General features: G+C 32.5%; 20 protein-coding genes. 8 read left to right on the top strand and 12 right to left on the bottom strand.

Features of this window, described 5'->3' with window-relative positions:
* Nucleotides 1-44 precede the first annotated feature (44 nt).
* Nucleotides 45-2,198 carry a TonB-dependent receptor gene (locus AC1EU5_RS08755; RefSeq protein ID WP_480192000.1) on the bottom strand — a complete coding sequence of 718 codons (2,154 nt, stop codon included), beginning with the start codon at nucleotides 2,196-2,198 and terminating at the stop codon, nucleotides 45-47.
* A 467-nt stretch (nucleotides 2,199-2,665) separates the two neighbouring features.
* On the opposite strand from AC1EU5_RS08755, the gene AC1EU5_RS08750 reads away from it, so the two are divergent.
* Both AC1EU5_RS08750 and AC1EU5_RS08745 read left to right on the top strand, forming a co-directional pair.
* Nucleotides 2,666-3,112 carry a GNAT family N-acetyltransferase gene (locus tag AC1EU5_RS08750; RefSeq protein WP_480191999.1) on the top strand — a complete coding sequence of 149 codons (447 nt, stop codon included), beginning with the start codon at nucleotides 2,666-2,668 and terminating at the stop codon, nucleotides 3,110-3,112.
* An 80-nt stretch (nucleotides 3,113-3,192) separates the two neighbouring features.
* The gene (locus AC1EU5_RS08745) at nucleotides 3,193-4,146 is read left to right on the top strand and encodes an SMP-30/gluconolactonase/LRE family protein (RefSeq protein WP_480191998.1); all 954 of its coding nucleotides are present in this window, start codon (nucleotides 3,193-3,195) and stop codon (nucleotides 4,144-4,146) included.
* 164 nt (nucleotides 4,147-4,310) lie between these two features.
* Here AC1EU5_RS08745 and AC1EU5_RS08740 read toward each other — a convergent pair whose 3' ends face one another.
* Both AC1EU5_RS08740 and AC1EU5_RS08735 read right to left on the bottom strand, forming a co-directional pair.
* On the bottom strand, nucleotides 4,311-4,691 hold the full coding sequence (locus AC1EU5_RS08740; RefSeq protein ID WP_480191997.1) for a hypothetical protein: 381 nt from the start codon (nucleotides 4,689-4,691) through the stop codon (nucleotides 4,311-4,313).
* Between the two features lie 136 nt (nucleotides 4,692-4,827).
* Nucleotides 4,828-6,345 carry a M20/M25/M40 family metallo-hydrolase gene (locus tag AC1EU5_RS08735; protein WP_480191996.1) on the bottom strand — a complete coding sequence of 506 codons (1,518 nt, stop codon included), beginning with the start codon at nucleotides 6,343-6,345 and terminating at the stop codon, nucleotides 4,828-4,830.
* A gap of 64 nt (nucleotides 6,346-6,409) precedes the next feature.
* Between AC1EU5_RS08735 and AC1EU5_RS08730 the strand changes: the two genes are divergently transcribed.
* On the top strand, nucleotides 6,410-6,751 hold the full coding sequence (locus tag AC1EU5_RS08730) for a hypothetical protein (protein ID WP_480191995.1): 342 nt from the start codon (nucleotides 6,410-6,412) through the stop codon (nucleotides 6,749-6,751).
* Nucleotides 6,752-6,753: 2 nt separating this feature from the next.
* Here the strand turns inward: AC1EU5_RS08730 and AC1EU5_RS08725 are convergent, their stop codons facing one another.
* The gene (locus AC1EU5_RS08725; RefSeq protein ID WP_480191994.1) at nucleotides 6,754-7,884 is read right to left on the bottom strand and encodes a cysteine desulfurase family protein; all 1,131 of its coding nucleotides are present in this window, start codon (nucleotides 7,882-7,884) and stop codon (nucleotides 6,754-6,756) included.
* A gap of 82 nt (nucleotides 7,885-7,966) precedes the next feature.
* On the opposite strand from AC1EU5_RS08725, the gene AC1EU5_RS08720 reads away from it, so the two are divergent.
* The gene (locus AC1EU5_RS08720; protein ID WP_480191993.1) at nucleotides 7,967-8,830 is read left to right on the top strand and encodes a hypothetical protein; all 864 of its coding nucleotides are present in this window, start codon (nucleotides 7,967-7,969) and stop codon (nucleotides 8,828-8,830) included.
* Here AC1EU5_RS08720 and AC1EU5_RS08715 read toward each other — a convergent pair.
* From AC1EU5_RS08715 to cysS, 8 genes are all read right to left on the bottom strand, one after another.
* On the bottom strand, nucleotides 8,827-9,381 hold the full coding sequence (locus AC1EU5_RS08715; RefSeq protein WP_480191992.1) for a Smr/MutS family protein: 555 nt from the start codon (nucleotides 9,379-9,381) through the stop codon (nucleotides 8,827-8,829). The two genes, AC1EU5_RS08720 and AC1EU5_RS08715, sit on opposite strands and share 4 nt — an antisense overlap.
* Nucleotides 9,382-9,390: 9 nt before the next feature.
* Nucleotides 9,391-10,185: a polyphosphate kinase 2 gene (gene ppk2 / locus AC1EU5_RS08710; RefSeq protein ID WP_480191991.1), complete on the bottom strand. Its 795-nt coding sequence runs from the start codon at nucleotides 10,183-10,185 to the stop codon at nucleotides 9,391-9,393.
* 1 nt (nucleotide 10,186) lies between these two features.
* Nucleotides 10,187-11,059 carry a polyphosphate kinase 2 gene (ppk2, locus tag AC1EU5_RS08705; RefSeq protein WP_480191990.1) on the bottom strand — a complete coding sequence of 291 codons (873 nt, stop codon included), beginning with the start codon at nucleotides 11,057-11,059 and terminating at the stop codon, nucleotides 10,187-10,189.
* A 3-nt stretch (nucleotides 11,060-11,062) separates the two neighbouring features.
* Nucleotides 11,063-11,539, bottom strand: a complete 477-nt coding sequence (locus AC1EU5_RS08700; protein WP_480191989.1) for a nuclear transport factor 2 family protein — start codon at nucleotides 11,537-11,539, stop codon at nucleotides 11,063-11,065.
* Nucleotides 11,540-11,543: 4 nt separating this feature from the next.
* Entirely contained in the window at nucleotides 11,544-12,785 is a 1,242-nt protein-coding gene (gene rocD, locus AC1EU5_RS08695) for an ornithine--oxo-acid transaminase (RefSeq protein WP_480191988.1), read from the bottom strand.
* Between the two features lie 134 nt (nucleotides 12,786-12,919).
* Nucleotides 12,920-13,840: a prolipoprotein diacylglyceryl transferase gene (gene lgt, locus AC1EU5_RS08690; RefSeq protein ID WP_480191987.1), complete on the bottom strand. Its 921-nt coding sequence runs from the start codon at nucleotides 13,838-13,840 to the stop codon at nucleotides 12,920-12,922.
* 75 nt (nucleotides 13,841-13,915) lie between these two features.
* Nucleotides 13,916-14,161 carry a membrane protein insertion efficiency factor YidD gene (yidD, locus tag AC1EU5_RS08685; protein WP_480192292.1) on the bottom strand — a complete coding sequence of 82 codons (246 nt, stop codon included), beginning with the start codon at nucleotides 14,159-14,161 and terminating at the stop codon, nucleotides 13,916-13,918.
* A gap of 52 nt (nucleotides 14,162-14,213) precedes the next feature.
* Nucleotides 14,214-15,692, bottom strand: coding sequence for a cysteine--tRNA ligase (cysS, locus tag AC1EU5_RS08680; protein WP_480191986.1), 1,479 nt, complete (start codon nucleotides 15,690-15,692; stop codon nucleotides 14,214-14,216).
* 141 nt (nucleotides 15,693-15,833) lie between these two features.
* On the opposite strand from cysS, the gene AC1EU5_RS08675 reads away from it, so the two are divergent.
* Genes AC1EU5_RS08675 through AC1EU5_RS08660 form a run of 4 tightly spaced genes read left to right on the top strand, consistent with a single transcriptional unit; the run spans nucleotide 15,834 to nucleotide 21,824 of the window.
* The gene (locus AC1EU5_RS08675) at nucleotides 15,834-16,544 is read left to right on the top strand and encodes a hypothetical protein (protein WP_480191985.1); all 711 of its coding nucleotides are present in this window, start codon (nucleotides 15,834-15,836) and stop codon (nucleotides 16,542-16,544) included.
* On the top strand, nucleotides 16,537-19,320 hold the full coding sequence (locus AC1EU5_RS08670) for a TonB-dependent receptor (protein WP_480191984.1): 2,784 nt from the start codon (nucleotides 16,537-16,539) through the stop codon (nucleotides 19,318-19,320). The genes AC1EU5_RS08675 and AC1EU5_RS08670 overlap by 8 nt, the downstream gene beginning before the upstream one ends.
* Before the next feature lie 60 nt (nucleotides 19,321-19,380).
* A complete protein-coding gene (locus AC1EU5_RS08665) occupies nucleotides 19,381-20,538 on the top strand; it encodes a DUF4249 domain-containing protein (RefSeq protein ID WP_480191983.1) in 1,158 nt (385 codons plus the stop codon).
* 59 nt (nucleotides 20,539-20,597) lie between these two features.
* Nucleotides 20,598-21,824, top strand: coding sequence for a DUF4249 domain-containing protein (locus AC1EU5_RS08660; protein ID WP_480191982.1), 1,227 nt, complete (start codon nucleotides 20,598-20,600; stop codon nucleotides 21,822-21,824).

The following is a 21,824-nucleotide window of genomic DNA, read 5'->3' as shown; positions in this document are numbered from 1 at the left end:
TTGAAAAAGAAACTATTCTTTGTTACTATTACTTTGCTTTCAATCTACAGATTATCTAGTTGATTTGTTTTCTTATTATCGCTAAACGTCCAGAAAAAACCAACAAAAAAGAATTGCTTTGAACTCGGCACAATTGCTTGTCTTTGAAATATACCATTTGCATCCGGAGAGGTGGCATAATTATAACCGAATACATTATTAAAAGCTAAAATATTTTGAGCCGATACATAGAGTATTTTTTGTTGAGAAATCAGATAACTCCAATTAATACTTAAGTTGTGAAAATCCTTAGTTTTAGCATTCATAAATTGAGTACTATTTAAATTATTATAAGGTCTACCGCTAGCATAAAAATAAGTTAAGCCCAGTTGCGAGCGCCATTTAGGCACCCAACACTTACCTACTAAACTTGCATTGTGCTTAGTAGCAAAATCAGGTACGACCTTTGTGGGAAAATCCTGATACCGTCTTTGGGTATCTAAATATGAATACGAAGCCCAATACTGTAAATTTTTAATGCTTTGGGTGTCTTTAAAAAACAAGTCAATACCTTGGGCATATCCTGAGCCTTGCGAATTAAAATTTCCAGCAGGTCTTCCAAACTCTGTATCATATTGCCATAAACTATTATAATCCTTACGGAAAATTTCAGCCCTAAATAGTCTATTTCGTTTTTTATATTGATAGTTTAAAATATAATGTGTTGCTTTTTGACTTTCTAAATCTTGAAAAAGCTTGAGTTCATCATTTTGTCCACTTTGGTAAAAATCTCCATAAGCCAAAGATATTTGTGCATATTTATTGAACTTATACGCTAATGAAAATCTTGGTGCTAATGTATATTCGTTAAACAATTCATTGTAATTAGTCCTGATTCCAACCTTTGCTGCCAGGTCATTGGAAAAAAAGATATCTGTTTCGGCAAAAGCAGCAGCAACATTTTCAGTAAAATTATATGCAAATGATGTGAATTGTTCCACAAGGCCGTCTTCAGAAAAATTTTTTGAAAAGTATTCTGCCCCATAACTCAGCTTAAACCAGTTACTAAATGAATGTTTTAATTTGGCTTTGGCATGAAGTGCCTTTTCCGTATTTGATATATCAGTTGAATGTAGAATTACATCATTTCTGCTATTACTATAGCTGATTCCAGCTGTTAACTTCGTAATCTCTCCTAAAGAGCCATCATAAGATGTATTGGTGTACCAATTGTAATTTTTAAGATCTAGCCGTACTAACTCCTCAAAATTAATATCTTCTTGTGCAACATCAAAGTTGATATAATCAAATGCTGAGTAAAATTTAAATAATCCTTTAGCTGTTTTATGCCTGTATACAGCTTCTCCAGCAATGGTTTCTGGCAATTTACGCCATTCATTATTGTCTGGTACTAATTCATTATAGGGTGCTAAATTGACGTAAGAAGCATTCAACGTTAAAGCATCTTTTTTCCATTTTTTAGTATGGCCTACTCCCAAGCCAACGGACATTATTGATAGGTCTGTTCTATTTTCAGTAGGTTCATCGATGGTATTTAATAACAATACACTAGATAAAGCATTGCCAAATTCTGCAGAATAACCACCAGTACTGAATGTTATACCATCAAATAAAAATGGGGAATAACGACCTCTAGTGGGCATATTATTGGCTGTAGGAACAAATGGTTGAAATACTCGTAATCCATCAATAAAAACTTGCGTTTCTTCTGCGGTACCACCGCGAACAAAAAGTCGTCCATCTTCGCCTACAGATTGTGTTCCTGGCAAAGTCTGCAATGCAGAAATGAAATCGCCAGCAGCACCTGCTGTAGTAACTACATCTAATGGATTCATAACAGATATTTTAGAATTATCACCTGCCTGAAAAGAACCTGCAGATAACTCAACTGCATCCAAAGTATTTAATGCTTCTTTTAATGTTATTTTTAAATTGGTGAGTGTATTTACTTCACCGGTTTGTTTATACGTTTGATAAGTAATATTTGAAACTATTATGGTTTGCGTACCTGCTTCTTCAGTGCTAAAACTGAACATGCCTTGAGCATTGGTTGTAGCCCCATCATAGGTATTCTCTAAATACACATTGGCACCTTCAATTGGGTTTCCTTTTTTATCGTTTATTTTGCCGGAAATGATTATTTGACCAGATACTTGAACTACAAAAAAGAAAATTATGATTTTTAACAACTGTGACATTTAGGTTGATTTTATAATACAAATGTCTATGATCAAAAGGGTCTTGGATAATAATAATTACTGAATTGTAAAATTGGCGGGATGAATTGTGATTTTTAATAATGAGAATAAAAAAGTATCTTAGAAAAGTATTAAAAATAAGCTACAAAATGAATTTTATCAAAAAATTAGGTATCGGTTATGTCTTGATGTTGCTATTATGCTTTGTTATTATAATCGTTGCAGAATATACTTTCCTTTCAGGCAATCATCTTCATGGTATTTTTATTGGGTTATGGGCGCCTATGCTTATTGGCATAATGATTTTTTTAAAACTAGTAGGCAATGAGCGTAGATGATATAGTACTTTACTTTTCGATTTTCGTCATCATTTGCGTTGTTATATGGCTAGGCGCTATTTTTCTTCTTTACAATAAGCTCAACAAATAATATAAGGTTCTACAATTTCTTATTTTATTAAAAATGTCATGGAACTAATAAGAACGAATTCAACACATAAAGATTTTGTTTTACTGGTACAGCAGTTAGATGCCGATTTAGCACAGCGTGATGGCAATGAGCATGCTTTCTATCATCAATTTAATAACATTGATAGTTTAAAACATATATTAGTACTATATGAGAATGGCATTCCTGTTGGATGTGGAGCTATTAAACGATTTGATAAGGATAATATGGAAATAAAGCGTATGTATACTGTACCTGAACACCGTGGAAAAGGATATGCAACCAAAATTTTAATAGAGTTAGAAAACTGGGCAAAAGAATTAGGCTACAAAAAATGTGTGTTAGAAACTGGCAAGCGTCAACCTGAGGCCATAAAATTGTATGAAAGAAATGGTTATTTGCAAACAGGAAACTATGGGCAATATGTAGGTATAGAAAATAGTGTCTGTTTTGAAAAAAAGCTTTAATTATTGTAGTGTTAAATTAGGTTAAAATCAATGATCAATTTCACTTTTATCTATAACTTAAATGTCTAAACTCTAGGATCATGCATAGACCTTTAATCATAATTGTATTTCTCCTTTTTGCTGCTTGTGAAAAGAACAGTACAAGCAGACAATCTTACGAACTAACAGACATAGAAGTTGTACCTGAAGGCATTGCCTTTTCAGAAAAAACACAAAAGTATTATTTGACTAGTGTTGCCAAATCTAAGATCATAGAGGTAGATAAGAAAACGGGGGAACAAAAAGACTTCACTACTCAATTTCAAGATGGATATATGCCAGGTGTAGGTATTTATGTAGATGACCACAAAGAAATAATCTATGCAATTGGTGGCTATTTTTTTATAAAAGATTCTTTGAGTTCATTATTTGCATTTGATATTCATTCAAAAAAATTACTAAAACGATATGATGTTACTGATCAAGGAGAACATTTTCTAAATGACCTTATTCAAGATAAGAATGGGAATTTCTATCTTACTGACACCAAAGGCTCAGCAGTATATTATTTAGATATTCAAAAAGATTCATTGTATAATTTCTATGAATCAGAAGAGATTCAATATCCAAATGGAATAGCTATCTCTGATGATAACTCTAAATTATACATAGCAAGTTTTAATAAGGGAGTACGCATACTAGATTTAGAAAATAAAAAAGTGATTAATAAAGTTGACTCAATAGGAAAATCTAATGGCATTGATGGTTTAGAGTTTTATAAAGGTCACCTTTACGCCATTCAAAATGGTGTTCAAAAAAATGGTTTTAACTTTAGAAAACTAATTTTAAATGATGATCAATCAGAAATTATTGACGTTCAAGTAATTGATAATGATCAGAAAAAACTAAATGTACCACTTACCTTTTCAATTGACAATAACAAAGCTGTGGTTATAGGTAATTCAAATCTTGAATTTCTAGATCAAGTAAATTTAACTTTTCCTCAAAAGGATTCTTTAAGACCTACAGAACTTCATATTTATGATTTGGAGTAGTGAAAATTACACTTATACCATTAAAGTTAATCATTTAGTAACAATTAAAAAATGTGATCTAATAATTATCACAAATATTTTATAGTTTCATATCTATTGATAAAATTTTAATTACAACTAAAACAACGCGGGGTGAGTAACGATTGAGTCATCAATAAATCCTTCTATTCAGTAACTATAATAGTTATTTTAGTTTTGGTGTTTTTAACAAAGTTGTTACCACCTGAATTTGTAGAGACAGAACTATTAATTTCAACATAATCTTCTCCCACATAATCATCTAATGGCTCATACGTATATTGAGATTCATCAATTCTACTAGTTTTGAAGTTTTTGGCCTGAATAACTATATCTGCTCCTCCTGAATCTCCAAACTGTCCTAGATAGTAATTTACAACTCCAGAATTTTTAATTGTGAATTGTTTTTCTACAATTGTCCCTAAAAAATCATCAGGGCTTGTATCGTCAGATGAGCATGCAAATACAACCATCACAAACAAAATTCCAATAATTAACTTCAAACTTTTACTACTTCTTAGTCTCATATTATTTTAGTCAAATGAAGATGGACAAACATAATTGTTTTTTATCTAAAAAAAGAATTTAAGACGCTTATTCCTTTGCGAGCAGAAGAATTTTTATTTATGCTAAAAGGTCCAAAAATAAAATTTATCACAATTTTTATAATTTTTCTGACAAAATAGCGACCATAGTTTTAATACCATCAATATAATTACCCAACCTGATATTCTCATTGGGGCTATGCTGATTATTATCGGGATTTACTGTTGGTACACAAACTGCAGGAATACCCAATGTTGTTACAAATGGTGAAATGGGAATAGAGCCTCCCATTGTTCTAATTTGGATAGGGTCTTTATCAAAGCCTTTTCGCATGCCTTTCCTCAACCATTCACCTATCTCAGTATCAAATTCTGTTCTAAAAGCGCCATAAGAGACTTCTGAATTAAAACGAATAATATTTTGTTTTGTCATTCTTTCTTCTTCGGTTGGTTTTACATCTACCAAATAATATTCTTGATCTTTAATATGTTGCTTTACCAAGTTGACCATTCTTTCTCCGTCGGTTTCTTTTACCAAACGAATATTCAACTCTGCAATGGCTGTAGCAGGAATAATTGTTCGTCGTTCTTTGCCTACCCATGCGGCCTCTAATCCTAAAATTCCTAAGGCTGGATATTGAATTGCTTCCTGAAAGTTAGCTCCTATATTATCTTTATGAGAAATACCAAAGTCTTTTTGGATTTGTTTTTCATCATCCGGTACATCAGCCAGTATTTTCTTTACTTCGTCTGAAATAGAAATGCCCTCATACCATTTTTCGATAGCCACTCTCCCATCAGGATACCACATAGTAGCCAAAAGTTGTGATAATTTTACCGCAGGATTTGGGGCGTAATTACCGTAATTGCCACTATGTAATGGTTTTCTAGGACCAAAAACTTCCAAAGAAATAGTTGCAATACCACGAGCACCATAGGATAAGGTTGGTTGATTTGATAAATGTCTAGGACCATCAAAAATGACTAGCATATCAGCGGCCAATTTCTCTTTGAACTTACTTACGGCTTTAGGTAATTGAGGTGACCCTAGTTCTTCTTCAAAATCCATAATCACTTTCAAGTTAAAATTGGGCATTACCTTATGATCATTTAAGACATCCATTGCTTTTAAAAACATCATATCCGGCCCACGGGCATCAGATGCAGATCTAGAAAAAATACGCCAGTCCGGATTAATCTCACCTTTTAATTTTTCCCATGAGATAATTTGCCACACTCCATTTCCATTTTTCTCTTTTAACACAGGTTTATAAGGATCCGGCTGAAACCATTTTGTAGTGTCTACAGGCTGACCATCTATTTGTAAATAAACCAATACTGTCTTTTTTACTTTAGGATTTATCTTAGTAGCTAATAATAATGGTACGGTTTCGGTTTCTAACCGTTCGGTTTTAAATCCGCGCTTAGCAAATGCCTGTTCACACCATTGCACATTAGGTTCTATTTGTTCTGGATAATTAGCATCATTGGGAATACTAAAGAAATCAGCTAATTCATCAAATGAGGCTTTTGCATATTGCAATGAAAGTTTGTCTAGATTCTTCGATTTGATTTGCGAAAAGGAACTTAAAGCAATAAGAATAAAGATCAATATCAGTGGTGGATTTTTCTTCATATTCATAGTGTCGGATAAAATAAATTTAAAATATTTATAAATTTAAGGACAAATCATTAGAATTATGTGGGAAGAGAAATTAAAATTCTACGATAAACTTATAGCCACAAATGATAAATTTGAGCGTAAAGGAAAAACAATGCCCTATACCTCAGCCAATGGCTATATGTTTTCATTGTTCAATAAGGCTGGTGAAATTGGTATCCGTTTGTCAAAAGAATCACAAAAGGCATTTAAAGAAACGCACGATACCACCGAGTATAAATCGTATGGAGCTGTGATGCGCGATTATGTTTTAATACCAGAACATTTATATGATAATATGGAATTACTGGCTGCTACCTTAGATGAAAGTTATGAGTACATTATGTCATTACCACCTAACGCTCATAAGAAGAAAAAGTAAGATTAAATCATTTCCTTAAGATGATTGATAACATAGTTAATATCATCTTTTGAAGTATACTTACTCAAAGAAAAACGAACCGATGTTTTCATAGCCTCCATCTCTGGCAATATTGCATTTAATACATGTGACCCCTTATTACTTCCACTCTGGCAAGCACTTCCACCAGATACCGCAATACCTTTTAGATCTAAGTTAAATAGGAACATTGGATAGTCTTTGGGGAATCTGACATTTAAAATAATATAAGACGATTCTTTGCTTACTGATGCTCCATTAAATCTAATATTATCATCTAAACTTTTAAGTTTAGTTATAAAATAGTCTTTCAATTGGCTGATATGTCTCGCATCAGCTCCCATATCTGCGTAAGAAAGATCTATGGCTTTGTGCATCCCAGCTATATTATGCACATTTTCAGTACCTGCTCTCGCTCCTCGCTCTTGTTCACCACCTATCAATAATGGCTTGATACCAAAACCCTTTTTTATAATGGCAAACCCCACTCCCTTAGGGCCATGAAATTTATGTGCGCTGGCCACCATAAAATCTATGGGTGTCTTTTGTAAATCAATGGGGTAATGACCTATAGCCTGAACCGTGTCTGAATGAAACAGTGCACTGTATTCCTGGCAAAGCACACATACTTTTTCTAAATCAAGTATGTTACCTATTTCATTATTAATATACATCAGACTGACCAAAGTCCTTTCCTTACTATCCTCTAAAAGGGTTTCAAGGTGTTTATAATCTAAAGAACCATTTTCATCAAGGTTTACATAACTTACCTGTAGATTATGTTCTTCCTCCAACTGCTCAATTGTATGTAGTACTGCATGATGCTCTATTCTAGAACTAATTATATGTTTAACTCCTAAATTTTCAACGGCATTTCTTAAGATCAAATTATCGGCTTCACTACCACCTGCAGTAAAAACAACTTCTGGTGCACTAACATTAAAATGTTTAGCAATGCCTTTTCGAGCTTCTTCTACAATTGTTCTGGCTTTTCTACCAAACGAGTGCATAGATGAAGGGTTTCCAAAAGCCTCTTGCATCACCGTGGTAATCGTTTGTATTACCTCAGGATGAATTGGTGTAGTAGCTGCGTTATCTAAATATACTTGCTTCATTTTTGTTAAACTAGTGCAAAAATAGCCAAAATTAGCTTCAAGTATTTTTAAATAGTGTTGCAAAAGATTTACATTTGTCAAGATGAAGAAATTGCGTTTATTTTTAGTTTTACTATCATTTTTGGGATGTAGTGACGGTAACGTTGATGTGCCAAGTTTTGATTTTTCGATTACTTCAGTAGAAAAATGCGGCGAGATTGTATTGTACAAAATTAATAGCAATGAAATATTGGTTATTGATTTAACGACAGGTGAAGATTTTCTAACCACTGAAAGAACAACTCCTGAGACATTTCCTCTTTCCCTAACAGGAAATACTATTACATATAGAACCCTAGATGCTACACCAACCACAGATTATTTTTGCCAGAATGTACCGCCAATTTCCCCTACCATTTTAACCGAATGGAATGGAACGGGCACTTTAGAGGTATTAACCACAAAAACTTTAGACGACAATGATGGTATTGAATCTGATCTTGAGGATAGAAATAATGATGGAGATCTTACCAATGACAATACTGATGGTGATGCCTTTGCTGATTATATTGATCTTGATGATGATGATGATGGTATTCTAACCAGTTCTGAGGATGTTAATGGTGATGGCGATTTTACCAACGATGATACTGATGGCGATGGTACTCCTAATTATTTAGATAATGATGACGATGGCGATGGTACGCCAACCAGAAGTGAATCTACTCAAGATGGCAATGATAATGGAGTACCTGACTATTTAGATCCTGAGACTGTAACTCCTTTAGAAACAGAAAGAGTTGGGCCTACAAATCAATATCAGGAAAATTATGAGTCTGCATTTACCATCACTAATTTTGAATTAACCAATCAAAATGGGGAATTCGTTAGACGTTTTGATTCCTATGATTTTGGTACTGAGCCTGGAACTATTACAGTCAGCGAGGACGATACTAAAACAAACTAGTTGTTCTGATAGATATAGATTTCCGTAGCACCAAATCCATATTTTTGGAAGGAAGCAGGGTAAACATCAACATTATATTTAGCCAATAAGAACTCCAGTTCCTTTTTTAGTACTCCTTCGCCAACTCCATGTATAAAAATAACACGTTGAATTTTCTTTTTTATGGCAAACTCTAATTGTCTTCTGGCAGTTTCTATTTGCTTTGTTAGCATATCGTAATTGCTCATTCCTTTGTTAGATTTCACCACTTGATGAATATGTAAGTCTACTTCTAATGGTGGTTGTTTCTTTTGTTTGCTAGTCTTTTTGAATGATTTGAATTTTGAATTTTTCCGCTCTTTTTCTAAAAAGTCACCTTGTTTAATATTGGCATACTTTGATAATTCTTTCTGATCACTTTTATACAAGATCAATTCAGATATGCTATAATTCATTGAAAATCCATCTTCAGTTTCTATGGTGGCGACTGCTCCATCTATATGGATAATCTTTCCTTGAATGGTGTCATCCAATATTGCAACTATATCTCCAATTTTAAATTGAGCAGACATATAACAGTATTAAACTTCTAAATTCTTATCGTAAGGAATCGATTTTAAAATATGTTGAATGGCTGCAATTCTTGCTGAAGTTTTTCTGTTACCACGAATAATTTTGAATGGAAATCCATTCTCTTTAGTATTAGCAAACATTTTCTGCTTGTACTCTGTGTAAGTATCCCAAAGTTCTTGGGCTCTTTCATCAACGGATGTCATTTTCCATTGCTTCAAAGGATCATTTTTGATTTCTTCAAAGCGTTTGGCTTGTTCGCTTTTAGAAATAGATAAATAAAGCTTTACCACGCGAATTCCAGAATCAACTAGCATCCGTTCAAATTCATTCACCTGTTTCATAAAAATTTTATAGTCCTCTTGTGAACAAAATCCGTTTACAGGTTCAACCACAGCTCTATTGTACCAACTTCTATCAAAAAATACAATCTCACCTGCTTTTGGAAGTTGATTAACGTAGCGTTGAAAATACCATTGTGTTTTTTCTTCTTCAGTCGGTTTAGGCAAAGCTACTACTCTAAATTGCCTAGGATTCATACGCTCTGTAGTTCTTCTTATAGCCCCACCTTTTCCTGCTGCATCTCTTCCTTCAAAAATGATAATAATACGTTCATTGTTATTAATAGCCCAAGTCTGCAACCTTATCAATTCTACTTGCAGTTTTGACAGGCGCTTTTCATAATCTACATAACGTACTGCCCTTCTTGGGTTATATTTATCGGCAGACAATAAAGCTAATAATCCTTTTTTGGAATTTAGCTTTTTAATATCTTCTTCTGTAAGTTGATTAGGGTTTTCAGTCATATCAATCTATTTGATGCGATGAACGGTGATAACGCATTATTACATTTGGATCAGGATATAAAATAGTCTCAGCAGCATCACTACCATCATAATCAAAATGTGATAATACATAACGCATACTTTCCAATCGTGCCACGCGCTTGTCATTTGCCTTTACAATAATCCATGGACTATAGGTAGTATGTGTTCTACTGAACATTTGTTCTTTATAATGTGTATACTTATCCCATAATTCCTGTCCTTTTTTGTCCACAGGACTAAATTTCCATCGTTTTCTCGGATTTTTAATTCTAGATTCAAAGCGTTCTAGCTGCACATCTTTAGAAATGGAAAACCAAAATTTTATAACATCAATACCGTCTTCATAAAGCATGTGTTCAAAATCAGGCACTTGTAACATATATTTTTTATATTGTTGTTCTGTACAAAACCCCATTACGGGTTCAACCACAGCCCTATTATACCAACTTCTATCAAAAAATACAATCTCTCCGGGGTTTGGCAACTCCTTAATATACCTTCTAAAATACCACTGTCCTTGCTCTACTTCGGTTGGTTTTGTCAATGCCACTGTTCTAAACGCTCTTGGATTTAGATGCTCAGAAAAACGACGAATAGTTCCTCCTTTTCCTGCAGCATCTCTTCCTTCAAAAATTACCGCAACTCTTCTGTTAGCTTTTGCCACCCATTGTTGCAGCTTCACCAATTCTATTTGAAGTTTTCGCAGTTCTTCTTCATACCATAATCGCTTCTCAACCCACTCAATAGAAACGTTTTTCTCTTTAAGTTTTGCCAAAAGTTCTTTATTAGATTTGATTGATTCAAAATCTTCTAAATACAATTTTGGCTTTGCTATTTTTTGTTCTTGCTCCATATTTTATGATCCTTCTTTACACCCTTTTCTTCTTCTGGTATCAATTAAATAGATAATTTTCCATTTTTCACCATTGAAAAATAGTTGAAAAGAATTAACACCACAATGACTAAAATCATCATTTAGGTAAAACTCGTATGGCGTCCAAACATTGGCCATTGTTCCATCTATCTGTATAGAATATGACAATAGTTTTTCCTCCCATTTATCTTCTGGTTTTTTAGAAGCTATTGATTTCAATACTTTCAATAAATCATCAGTTTTTAAAACAGACTTTCCTTCTTTATTCTTAAACGTGGTCTGTAACAAAACATCATTTGCTAATGTTTCTTTTAAAGTAATGGTATCACCACTTTGCAGACCCTTAAAAAAGTGTGCAATTACTTTTTTAATCTCATCTTTATGATCGATCTGAGCATTCAACTTTCCAGTAAAGGAAAATAACAGTAAAACAAGAAAAATTGTTCTAAGTATGGACATTCAACTATTTATTAAAATTTGAAATGGTATCAATTATAATTGAGATACAATCTTCTAACTGCTCTTCATTCATAACCAATGGAGGGGCAAAACGAATGATATTACCATGCGTTGGCTTCGCCAAGAGTCCATTATCTCTTAACTTCATGCAAATATCCCAAGCCGTAGAGCTATCTTCTGAATCATTAATTACAATAGCATTCAACAAACCCTTACCTCGAACTAGGCGCACCAAATCATTCTTTTCAACAAACTCCTGCATACGTTGTCTGAAAATATTACCCAATCTTTCAGCATTTTCAGCTAGTCTTTCTTCTTCAACAACTTCTAACGCTGCTTTTGCAACGGCACAGGCCAATGGGTTTCCACCAAATGTAGAGCCATGATTACCAGGACGAATTACATCCATAATTTCGTTATTGGCCAACACAGCAGAAACAGGTAATACCCCACCCGAAATCGCTTTACCTAAGATTAATACATCAGGTTGAATTCCGGCATGATTTATAGCTAATAATTTTCCTGTTCTTGCAATACCTGTTTGTACCTCATCAGCAATAAACAAAACGTTTCTTTCTCTACATAAAGCATAGGCTTCTTTAATATAATTATCATCAGGAACATACACCCCTGCTTCACCTTGAATAGGCTCTACAAGAAATGCAGCCACATGATCATCTTTTAAAACTTCTCTTAAAGCTTCTGTATCGTCATATCTAATGGATATAATACCAGGTGTAAAAGGCCCAAAATTCTCTGTAGCTACCGGATCATTAGAAGCAGAAATAATTGTTACCGTTCTACCATGAAAATTGTTCTGGCATACTACAATTTTAGCCTGGTTTGAAGGAATTCCTTTCTTTTCATAACCCCATTTTCTCGCTAATTTAATAGCTGTTTCCACAGCTTCAGCACCAGTATTCATAGGTAATACCTTGTCAAAACCGAAATATTTAGTTATATACTTCTCATATTGACCTAATTGGTCATTATAAAAAGCCCTAGAAGTAAGCGTCAGGTTTTCTGCCTGACTTTTTAAGGCTTGAATAATTTTAGGGTGACAATGCCCCTGGTTTACTGCAGAATACGCGGACAAAAAATCGTAATAACGTTTGCCTTCTACATCCCAAACATACACACCTTCACCTCTACTTAATACTACTGGTAAAGGATGGTAGTTTTGGGCACCATACTTGTTCTCTAAATTAATTGCTTCTTGTGATGTTACACGTTCTAAAACAGCCATTTTAATAAAAATTTTAAATGAATAAAATAACCATTCCTACTGTACCTTTATTCTTTCGAACAGTGTTTCACAGTGAAGAAGAACTTCTGTGAAACTCGAAAAAGCAGCGTGGGAGAGAAATCATCCCTGATATTTTATGCTAATTTCGTATTTTTTCTAAACATAAAGAAAAAACCTAAAAGTATTAATGGAATACTTAATACCTGACCTGTATTTAATGCGTTAAATACCCAATCTTCTCTCCCATCAACCTGTGCTTCTTTAAAGAATTCAACAAAGAAGCGTATTGACCAAAGCATAACCATAAATACACCAAACAAGTAGCCTGTTTTTTCTTTTTTATCAGTTTTCCAGTATAAATACCATAATACTCCAAAGGTGATCAAATAGCCTACAGCTTCGTAAATTTGTGTGGGGTATCTATTTGGAATATCTTCTAAAACATGTTTGTATTTAGAACTATTGGCTATCAGATCATAAGCTTTATTAATATTTCGTTCACTTGTAATACTTACAGCTTCATACTGACTAATATCACTCCTTATAAATTTAAATCCTAAATCTGTACCTGTAGGCTTACCAACAATTTCTGAATTGAATAAGTTTCCTAAGCGCACAAAAGCAGCACCTGGAGCAGATGCTAAAACCATTCTATCTAATATCCATAATAATGGTTTTTTTAATACTTTCTTACCGTAGAAATACATAGCTATGATCATCCCAATGATTGCACCATGACTGGCTAAACCTCTAAAACCAGTATACTCAAAAGGGTTTAACTTAAAAGGTAGTAATACCTCAGTCCATGTATAATCTTCTTCATAAAACAGATAATGTCCCATTCTAGCACCTATTAACATGGCGATGATTGTATAAATAAAAAGTGGATCAAGCTTATTTAAAGAAACACTGTCTTTAATAAAAATTTTCTTCATGATTTGTAGGCCTAAGACAAAGGCCAACACATACATCAAACTATAATATTTTATGGGAAATGATCCTATGTTAAATAGATCAGGGTTAAAATTCCAATCAATTGCCAGCAGTATATTCATAATAGTATTTAAGCTTGTAAATATAATTTTTTATTCATGATCCAAACTCATAATCATGAAGATAATTAGTAAAATTCAAGGTTGTTTCTCTTCTTTTTCAGGAACCGGGTCATAGCCTTCTCCGCCCCAAGGATGACAGCTGCCTATCCTCTTGAGAGTTAACCAACCCCCTTTAAATAATCCATATTTTTGAAGTGCTTCAATAGTATAATGCGAGCAAGTTGGTGTATAACGACAACTAGGCGGAAATAATGGTGAGATAGCAGCTTGGTAAAAGCGTACCAAAAGAATAAATGGGTATGTGAGTATTTTTTTAATTATTTTTAGTGGATTTGTATATGTGAAAGGCTTTCGGCCGCAATCAAAGCGACAATTAATTTACGGAAAAAGTGGTGCCTTCTTTACCATCTTTTAACTGAATACCTAAAACTTGTAATTCATCTCTAATCTTATCAGACAGTACCCAATCTTTATTGGCCCGAGCCTCATTACGCATTTTGATGAGCATTTCCATGACACCTGTTAGTTTATCAGATGTGTCTTGTACTGAGACATTTTCTAAGCCTAAGACATCATAAATAAAAGCGAACATAGTATTTTTAAACTCATCTAAATCTGTATTATTTAAAGATGCCTTCTTTTCTTTAAGTTGATTGATATACTTAACTCCTTCAAATAAATGGGCAATTAAAATGGGGGAGTTAAAATCATCATTCATGGCATCATAGCACAACTGTTTCCAAGCAGCGATATTTAGGGTAGAGTTATCAGAACCTTGAAGTCTGTCTAAATCATTTATAGCATTCATTAATCTATAATATCCTTTTTCAGCTGCCTCAAGTGCATCATTAGAAAAATCTAATATGCTTCTATAGTGTGCTTGCAGCATAAAAAAACGCGAGACCGTAGCTGGAAATGGTTTACTTAAAATAGCATTCTCTCCAGAAATAATCTCACTTGGTAAAATATTATTCCCAGTAGATTTTGCCATTTTTTTACCATTTAAGGTGAGCATATTACCATGCAACCAATAACGAACAGGTGAATTACCAGTACTAGCTTGTGCCTGTGCAATTTCACATTCATGATGTGGGAATTTTAAATCCATACCACCTCCATGAATATCAAACTGTTCTCCTAAATATTTTGTGCTCATCGCTGTACATTCTAGGTGCCATCCTGGGAATCCTACTCCCCAAGGTGAAGGCCATCGCATAATATGTTCTGGTTGTGCTTCCTTCCACAAAGCAAAATCTTGAGGGTTTTTCTTTTCTGATTGCCCATCCAAAGTACGGGTATTATGAATGGCGTCCTCAATATTTCTGCCGCTAAGAATACCGTAGTGCTCATTCTCGTTGTATTTCAACACATCAAAATATACAGAACCATCAACTTCATAGGCTAGACCTTTATCAATAATAGTTTTTATGATCTCTATTTGTTCAACAATATGTCCGGTAGCAGTAGGTTCAATACTAGGTGGCAAAAAATTAAATTGTTGCAATACATTATGAAAGTCAACTGTATATTGCTGTACTACTTCCATAGGTTCTAGCTGCTCTAAACGTGCTTTTTTAGCTATTCTGTCCTCACCTGCATCAGCATCATTTTCCAAGTGTCCTGCATCAGTAATATTTCGTACATAGCGAACCTTATAACCTAAATGTCTAAAATATCTGAATATCATATCAAAAGACATAAAAGTTCTTACATTCCCTAAATGCACATTGCTATATACGGTAGGGCCACAAACATACATTCCTACATATCCCTCAATGAGCGGAATAAAATCTTCTTTTTTATTGGTTAAAGAATTGTAGACTTTTATTTTTTGACTTTTATATAAATTCATTCGATTAATAATACTTTGAGACAAATTTAGAAAGAAAAGTAGTGTTAAAAACTTAAATTTTGATATTAACCTTTTGAAATTTTAATTTGTTAATCCAATTAGGTCAAAAGAAGTTTAATCAAAATCACTTATATTGCGATTATGATATTAAAACCCACGTTAAATTTACTATTTATTGCTGTTCTACTTAATTGTAGTTTATTTTCACAAAATAGTATTAAAGAAAGAAATAGTTTTAAATGGTTTGATGCGCTTACAGATACGCAAAGCAATCAGCTGAGTAATGGAATTGCATATTTTGAAGAATATCTAACAAAAGAAGGACATCATCAGTATTACTTCTCTCCAGACTTTTTAAAAGGTGATTTAATCTATGACGGGCAACCATACTATGACATAAGTTTGCAATATAACTTGTATACAGATCAATTAATCCTTAGACTATATAAAGATGATAATTTAAGAACTATTCAACTAGTCAAAGACAAAGTAGAAAGATTCTTTATTAATGAAAAAGAGTTCACTCATATATTCAGCAAAGATTTAGAAAACTTAGGTTTTTATGAAGTAATTCTTAAAAATAAGATAATTCATCTTTACAAGAAGCACTACAAAACGAGGCAACGAAATTTGGAAAATGATCGAGTGTATTTTAGCTTCAAAAAAAAAGATTCATATTTAATTAATTATAAAGGTAAACTTCACCCTATCAATAAAAGAAAGGATTTTTTAAAGATTTTTCCTGAAAGGAAAAAACTAATTAATTCTTATTTTTTCTCAAGAAGCAAATTATATAATTCAGACAAAGAAAATTTTATGAAATCCCTCGTTCAAGAAATCGCTAATGAATAAATCTCTGCATTATTTCTTTTCAAAGAATAGGTTAGTAATTTTTACTGCATTTATTATACTTCAATCTTATTGTTTATTTGGCCAAGAAGATAAAATGACTATTAACTTTAATCATTTAAAGAAAATAGAGGCTATTGAGCTTATAGAAGCAAAATCTAATTACAGGTTTTATTTTATTGAGAAGTGGTTAGATACAATAAAAGTTTCAGGTAATTATAATCAAGCTAATATAGAAACTATACTTAATGATTTATTCAAAAACTCATTAATAAACTATTATATCTCAAATGATAACAAAATAATTCTTTCACAAAATAATGTTATCAGAAAAAAACTACCTCAAAATTTTTTTCAGATTGAATCTAATAGTGATATAGAAGAGAATGTAACTCCTATTTTTATAGTTGAAGAGGCTGAATCAAATAATCGTAATAAAATTGAGACTGTCAGAATAGGTAGAGAGAACCTTAGCTCTAAAAAGAAACGTTATAATTTATCTGGGGTTGTAAGAATTAATAATACAGGTAAACCAATTTCTAATTTAGTAATAAGTGTTAATAATAGAAACATTAATGTTGTGACAAATAATAAAGGGTTCTATTCATTAGAATTACCACCTGGATTAAATATTCTTGAAACTAAAGCTCTTGGTATAGAAAGTGTTAAAAAAAGAGTCATTTTATATAACGATGGAACGCTTAACTTTTACTTGTCAGAATCTGCTGAGTTACTAGATGAAACCGTAATAATAGCCAATCAGGATAGAAATGTTAAAGAAGCTATTACAGGTATATCGCAAATAAAAGTTGAAGAAATTAAAACAATCCCTCTAGTCTTAGGTGAGCGCGATATATTAAAAGTTGCAACTACATTACCAGGTATTAAAACTGCTGGTGAAGGTGCCTCTGGTTATAATGTTAGAGGTGGAAATACAGATCAAAATTTAATTCTCCTTGATGATGGTATTATATATAATCCTTCACATTTTTTTGGAATTTTTTCTGCTTTAAACCCTTTCACCACTGGTGACGTAAAGATATATAAAGGAAATATTCCCTCAGAATTTGGTAGTAGGTTATCTTCAGTTTTTGACATTAAAACTAAAAGTAGTAATACCGAAAAATTTTCTGGAGAAGCTTCAATAGGACCTGTCACAAGCAATTTAACATTAGAAATCCCTGTAAAAAAAGAGAAATCTTCACTGATGATTGGTGGTAGAGGTACCTATTCTAATTGGATATTAAGATCTTTAGACAATGAAGAATTAAAAAGGAGTAAAGCTTCTTTTTATGATTTCATTGCAAAATTTAATTCAGAAATAAATGAGAATAATTCGATTAATGCAACAAGTTATTTTAGTAAAGACGAATTTAGTATAACTTCTGATTCAATTTACAGTTACAGTAACAGATTAGTCTCTTTATCTTGGAAACATAAACTTAACAATAAAAACAACCTAAAGGTTCTATTAGCAAATAGTGAATATAAATTCAATATTGAGTTTGACGGAGAATTTGATGGAAATTTTGACTTAGGGTATAAGATCAATGAAACACAACTAAAGTTAAAGATGGATTATTTATATAATGATAAACATAAATTCGATTATGGACTTTCTAGCAAACTTTATTTGGTGAATCCAGGCAATAGAAGACCATTAGATGACCGTTCAATTGTTGAGTCATTAGAAATACCTGAAGAAAAAGCATTAGAATCGGCTATTTTTATCTCTGATCAATTTGACATTAATAAAAATTTATCTTTAAATTTAGGTTTAAGGTACTCCTTTTTTGCATTTTTAGGTAAATCAGCACAAAGAATATATTCAGAAGGACTGCCTAGAAATGAAGGTACTTTAGAAGGTATGGAGAGTTTTGGAAACAATGAAGTCGTTAAAACCTATGGAGGGCCTGAATTTAGAGCGTCTGCCAGATATTTTATAGGGGAAGATTTTTCAATAAAAGCTGGGTATAATAGTACTTATCAATACATTCATACGCTATCAAACAATACCACTGTATCTCCTACTGATACTTGGAAATTATCTGACATAAATATAAGACCACAAAGAGGGCAGCAATTGTCACTAGGGTTATTTAAAAATCTAGATAACAATAATTATGAGTTAAGCCTTGAAGGATATTATAAGAGATCAAAAAATATTTTGGATTATAAGGTAGGGGCTAATCTTCTTTTAAATGAGACCATTGAAACCGAAGTTTTACAAGGAGAAGGAAAAGCTTATGGCATTGAGTTCTTAGTTAAAAAAAATGAAGGCAGACTCAACGGATGGCTAGGTTATAGCTATTCCAGATCATTTAATAAACTTGATAGTCAGTTTACAGAAGAGCGAGTAAATAGCGGTGACTTTTTTCCTTCAAATTTTGACAAGCCTCATGATTTAAATTTAGTTGCAAACTATAAACTTACGAAACGTTTTAGTCTCTCAGCAAACTTTACATATCAAACAGGAAGACCAGTTACCTATCCCGTTGGTAACTTTATACTTAATGGAACGGAAAGAGTATTTTATTCAGACAGAAACAAATTTAGGATTCCAGATTATTACAGATTAGATATTGGATTAAACATAGAAGGGAATCATAAAATCAAAAAATTTGCACATAGTTTTTGGAACATTTCAGTATATAATGTGCTAGGACGCAATAACCCATATTCCGTATTTTTTGTTACAGAAAATAATGAAATAAAAGCATATAAAAGTTCAATTTTTGCAATACCCGTGCCAACTATTACTTATAATTTTAGATTTTAAAGTTTGATTAAAATAATTAGAAACATAGGTCTGGTCTTTTGTTTTCATATTCTCGGTTGTGTGGAAGAATTTATACCTGAAAATATCACTTTTGATGACCTTCTTGTTGTAGAAGCTTCACTTACTGATGAGTCTAAATTTCATATTATCAAATTATCTCGCACATTTGAATTTGATGAAAACCAAATATTTGAAGGCCAGGCAGATGTTAAGATTATAGATGAACTTAATAATGAGTATGTTTTTCATGAAAATGAGAACGGCACTTATCTATCTGAACAGCAATTTGCCATTCAACCTGATCTGGCCTACCAGCTTAAAATCATTACCAAGAATGGCAATTCTTATGAATCTTCTCCTACATTTTTACCAAGCAACTCAAGTGAAATTACAGAATTGTCGTACAGATTAGCAACTAATTCTAATAATGAAGAAGGTATTGAAATTCTTGTTAATAGTTTTGACCCATCGGGAGATGCTAGATATTATAGATATGAGTTTGAAGAGACAGATCGCATAACAGCTGGAAATTGGGGATCTCAAGAGATCGTAATTGTTTCAGATGTCCCGCCATTTGAGGTTACTGCTATACCCAATGCACGAAACAATCGAATTTGCTATCGAACAACCATAACAAATGATGAGCTTATTCAAACCCAAACAAATAACTTTTCGGAAGACAGAATAACAAATTTTCCAGTGAGATTTATATCAAAAACGAACCCTCTAATTAGAGATAGGTATAGTATTCTTGTCAAACAATATGTGCAGTCGTTAGAAGCTTATACGTATTTTCAAACGCTTAATGAGTTTAACAGTTCTGAAAGTATTTTTAGTGAAAATCAACCTGGTTTTTTAGATGGCAATATTTTTTCATCCACGAATTCTAATGAAAAAGTGATAGGTTTTTTTGAACTCAATGCAGTATCGGTTGATAGATTGTTTTTGAACTACGAAGATGTATTTCCAGGTACCAATCAATTAGGAAATTTTGCCAGCTGCTTAACCGGATTTTCGCCCGCTCTGGTTGATCCAAATAACCCCAATTTTTCACCTTTAATTGATTTATTGCAAAGAAACGAAGTTACTTTTTTTAGGCGAAATGAAGATTTTTTCGGCGAATTTATTGAAGACCCACCATTTGAAGTAGTGCCAAGGAGATGTGGTGACTGCACTTTTTGGGGCTCAAATATAAAACCTGATTTTTGGATTGATTAGAATCAATATTTTAAATACAACTTGAATTGAATATTTGTTTTTTACAATTATGGACTCTGATGATTAAAAAAATCAAATCGCTTTTAGGAAAAGCTGTTATATGTAATTTGTTTCTTTTAACGGGTTGTACCGAAGAGTTCATTCCTCAAAATATAACTTTCGAGGACCTTTTGGTAGTTGAGGCAACCATCACCAATGAGTTTAAATTTCATACAATAAATTTATCTCGCTCGTTTCAGTTTGAAGAAAATCAGGTACTGGAAACTCAAGCAGATATAAAAATTATTGACGATTTACAAAATGTTTATAGTTTTATTGAAACTAACCCTGGTACATATGGATCAATCAATGAATTTTCAATACAACCCAATATTAGCTATACACTAAATATCATTACGAAAGATAATTCAACGTTCGTTTCTTCGCCATCAATCTTACCAAGCATCACATCGGAGATCACTGAAGTTTCTATTTCTAATGCTAATAATGTTCACGGACAGTCAGGAATCGAAATTTTAGTAGACAGTTTTGACCCATCAGGCAATTCAAAATACTACCGTTATGAATATGAAGAAACATATAGAATAATAGCTCCTTTCTGGTCTCAATTCGAAATTATAATCATATCCGATACACCACCGTTTCAAGTGACTACCAAATTAAGAGAACAAGAAGAAAGGGTTTGCTATAATACTATACAAAGTAATGACATCATACAAACGCAAACAAGTAATCTCTTAGAAGATCGTATAACTCAATTTCCACTGAAGTTTATCCCTAATAACTCATCAGTCATTAGGGACCGTTATAGTGTTTTAGTTAAGCAATATGTGCAAACTTTTGAAGCATATACTTATTATAATGCATTGAATGAATTTTCGAATTCTGAAGGTATTTTTTCTGAAAATCAACCTGGTTTTTTAGATGGCAATATATTCTCTACCAACAATCAAAATGAAAAAGTAATCGGTTTTTTTGAATTGGCGTATGTAACAGAGAAAAGAATATTCTTTAATTTCTCAGATATTTTCCCTAACAATATAAGACCGGGTTATTTTGCAGAATGTCCATCTGATTTCGAAATACCTTTTTTAACGGATCCCACAAATCCAAATAGATCACCTTTAATTGAAAAGGTTAAAAATGGGGAAATTGAACATTTTGATGATAATACTGATTTTTTTGGTAATTTGAGAGAAAATGAACCATACTTAGTAACAAAAATAGAATGTGGCAACTGTACTGTTTTTGGAAATAATTTAAAACCTGAATTTTGGATTGATTAA

Source organism: Maritimimonas sp. 2405UD52-3, from assembly GCF_056591715.1.
This window is presented reverse-complemented; position numbering and strand designations above follow the sequence as displayed.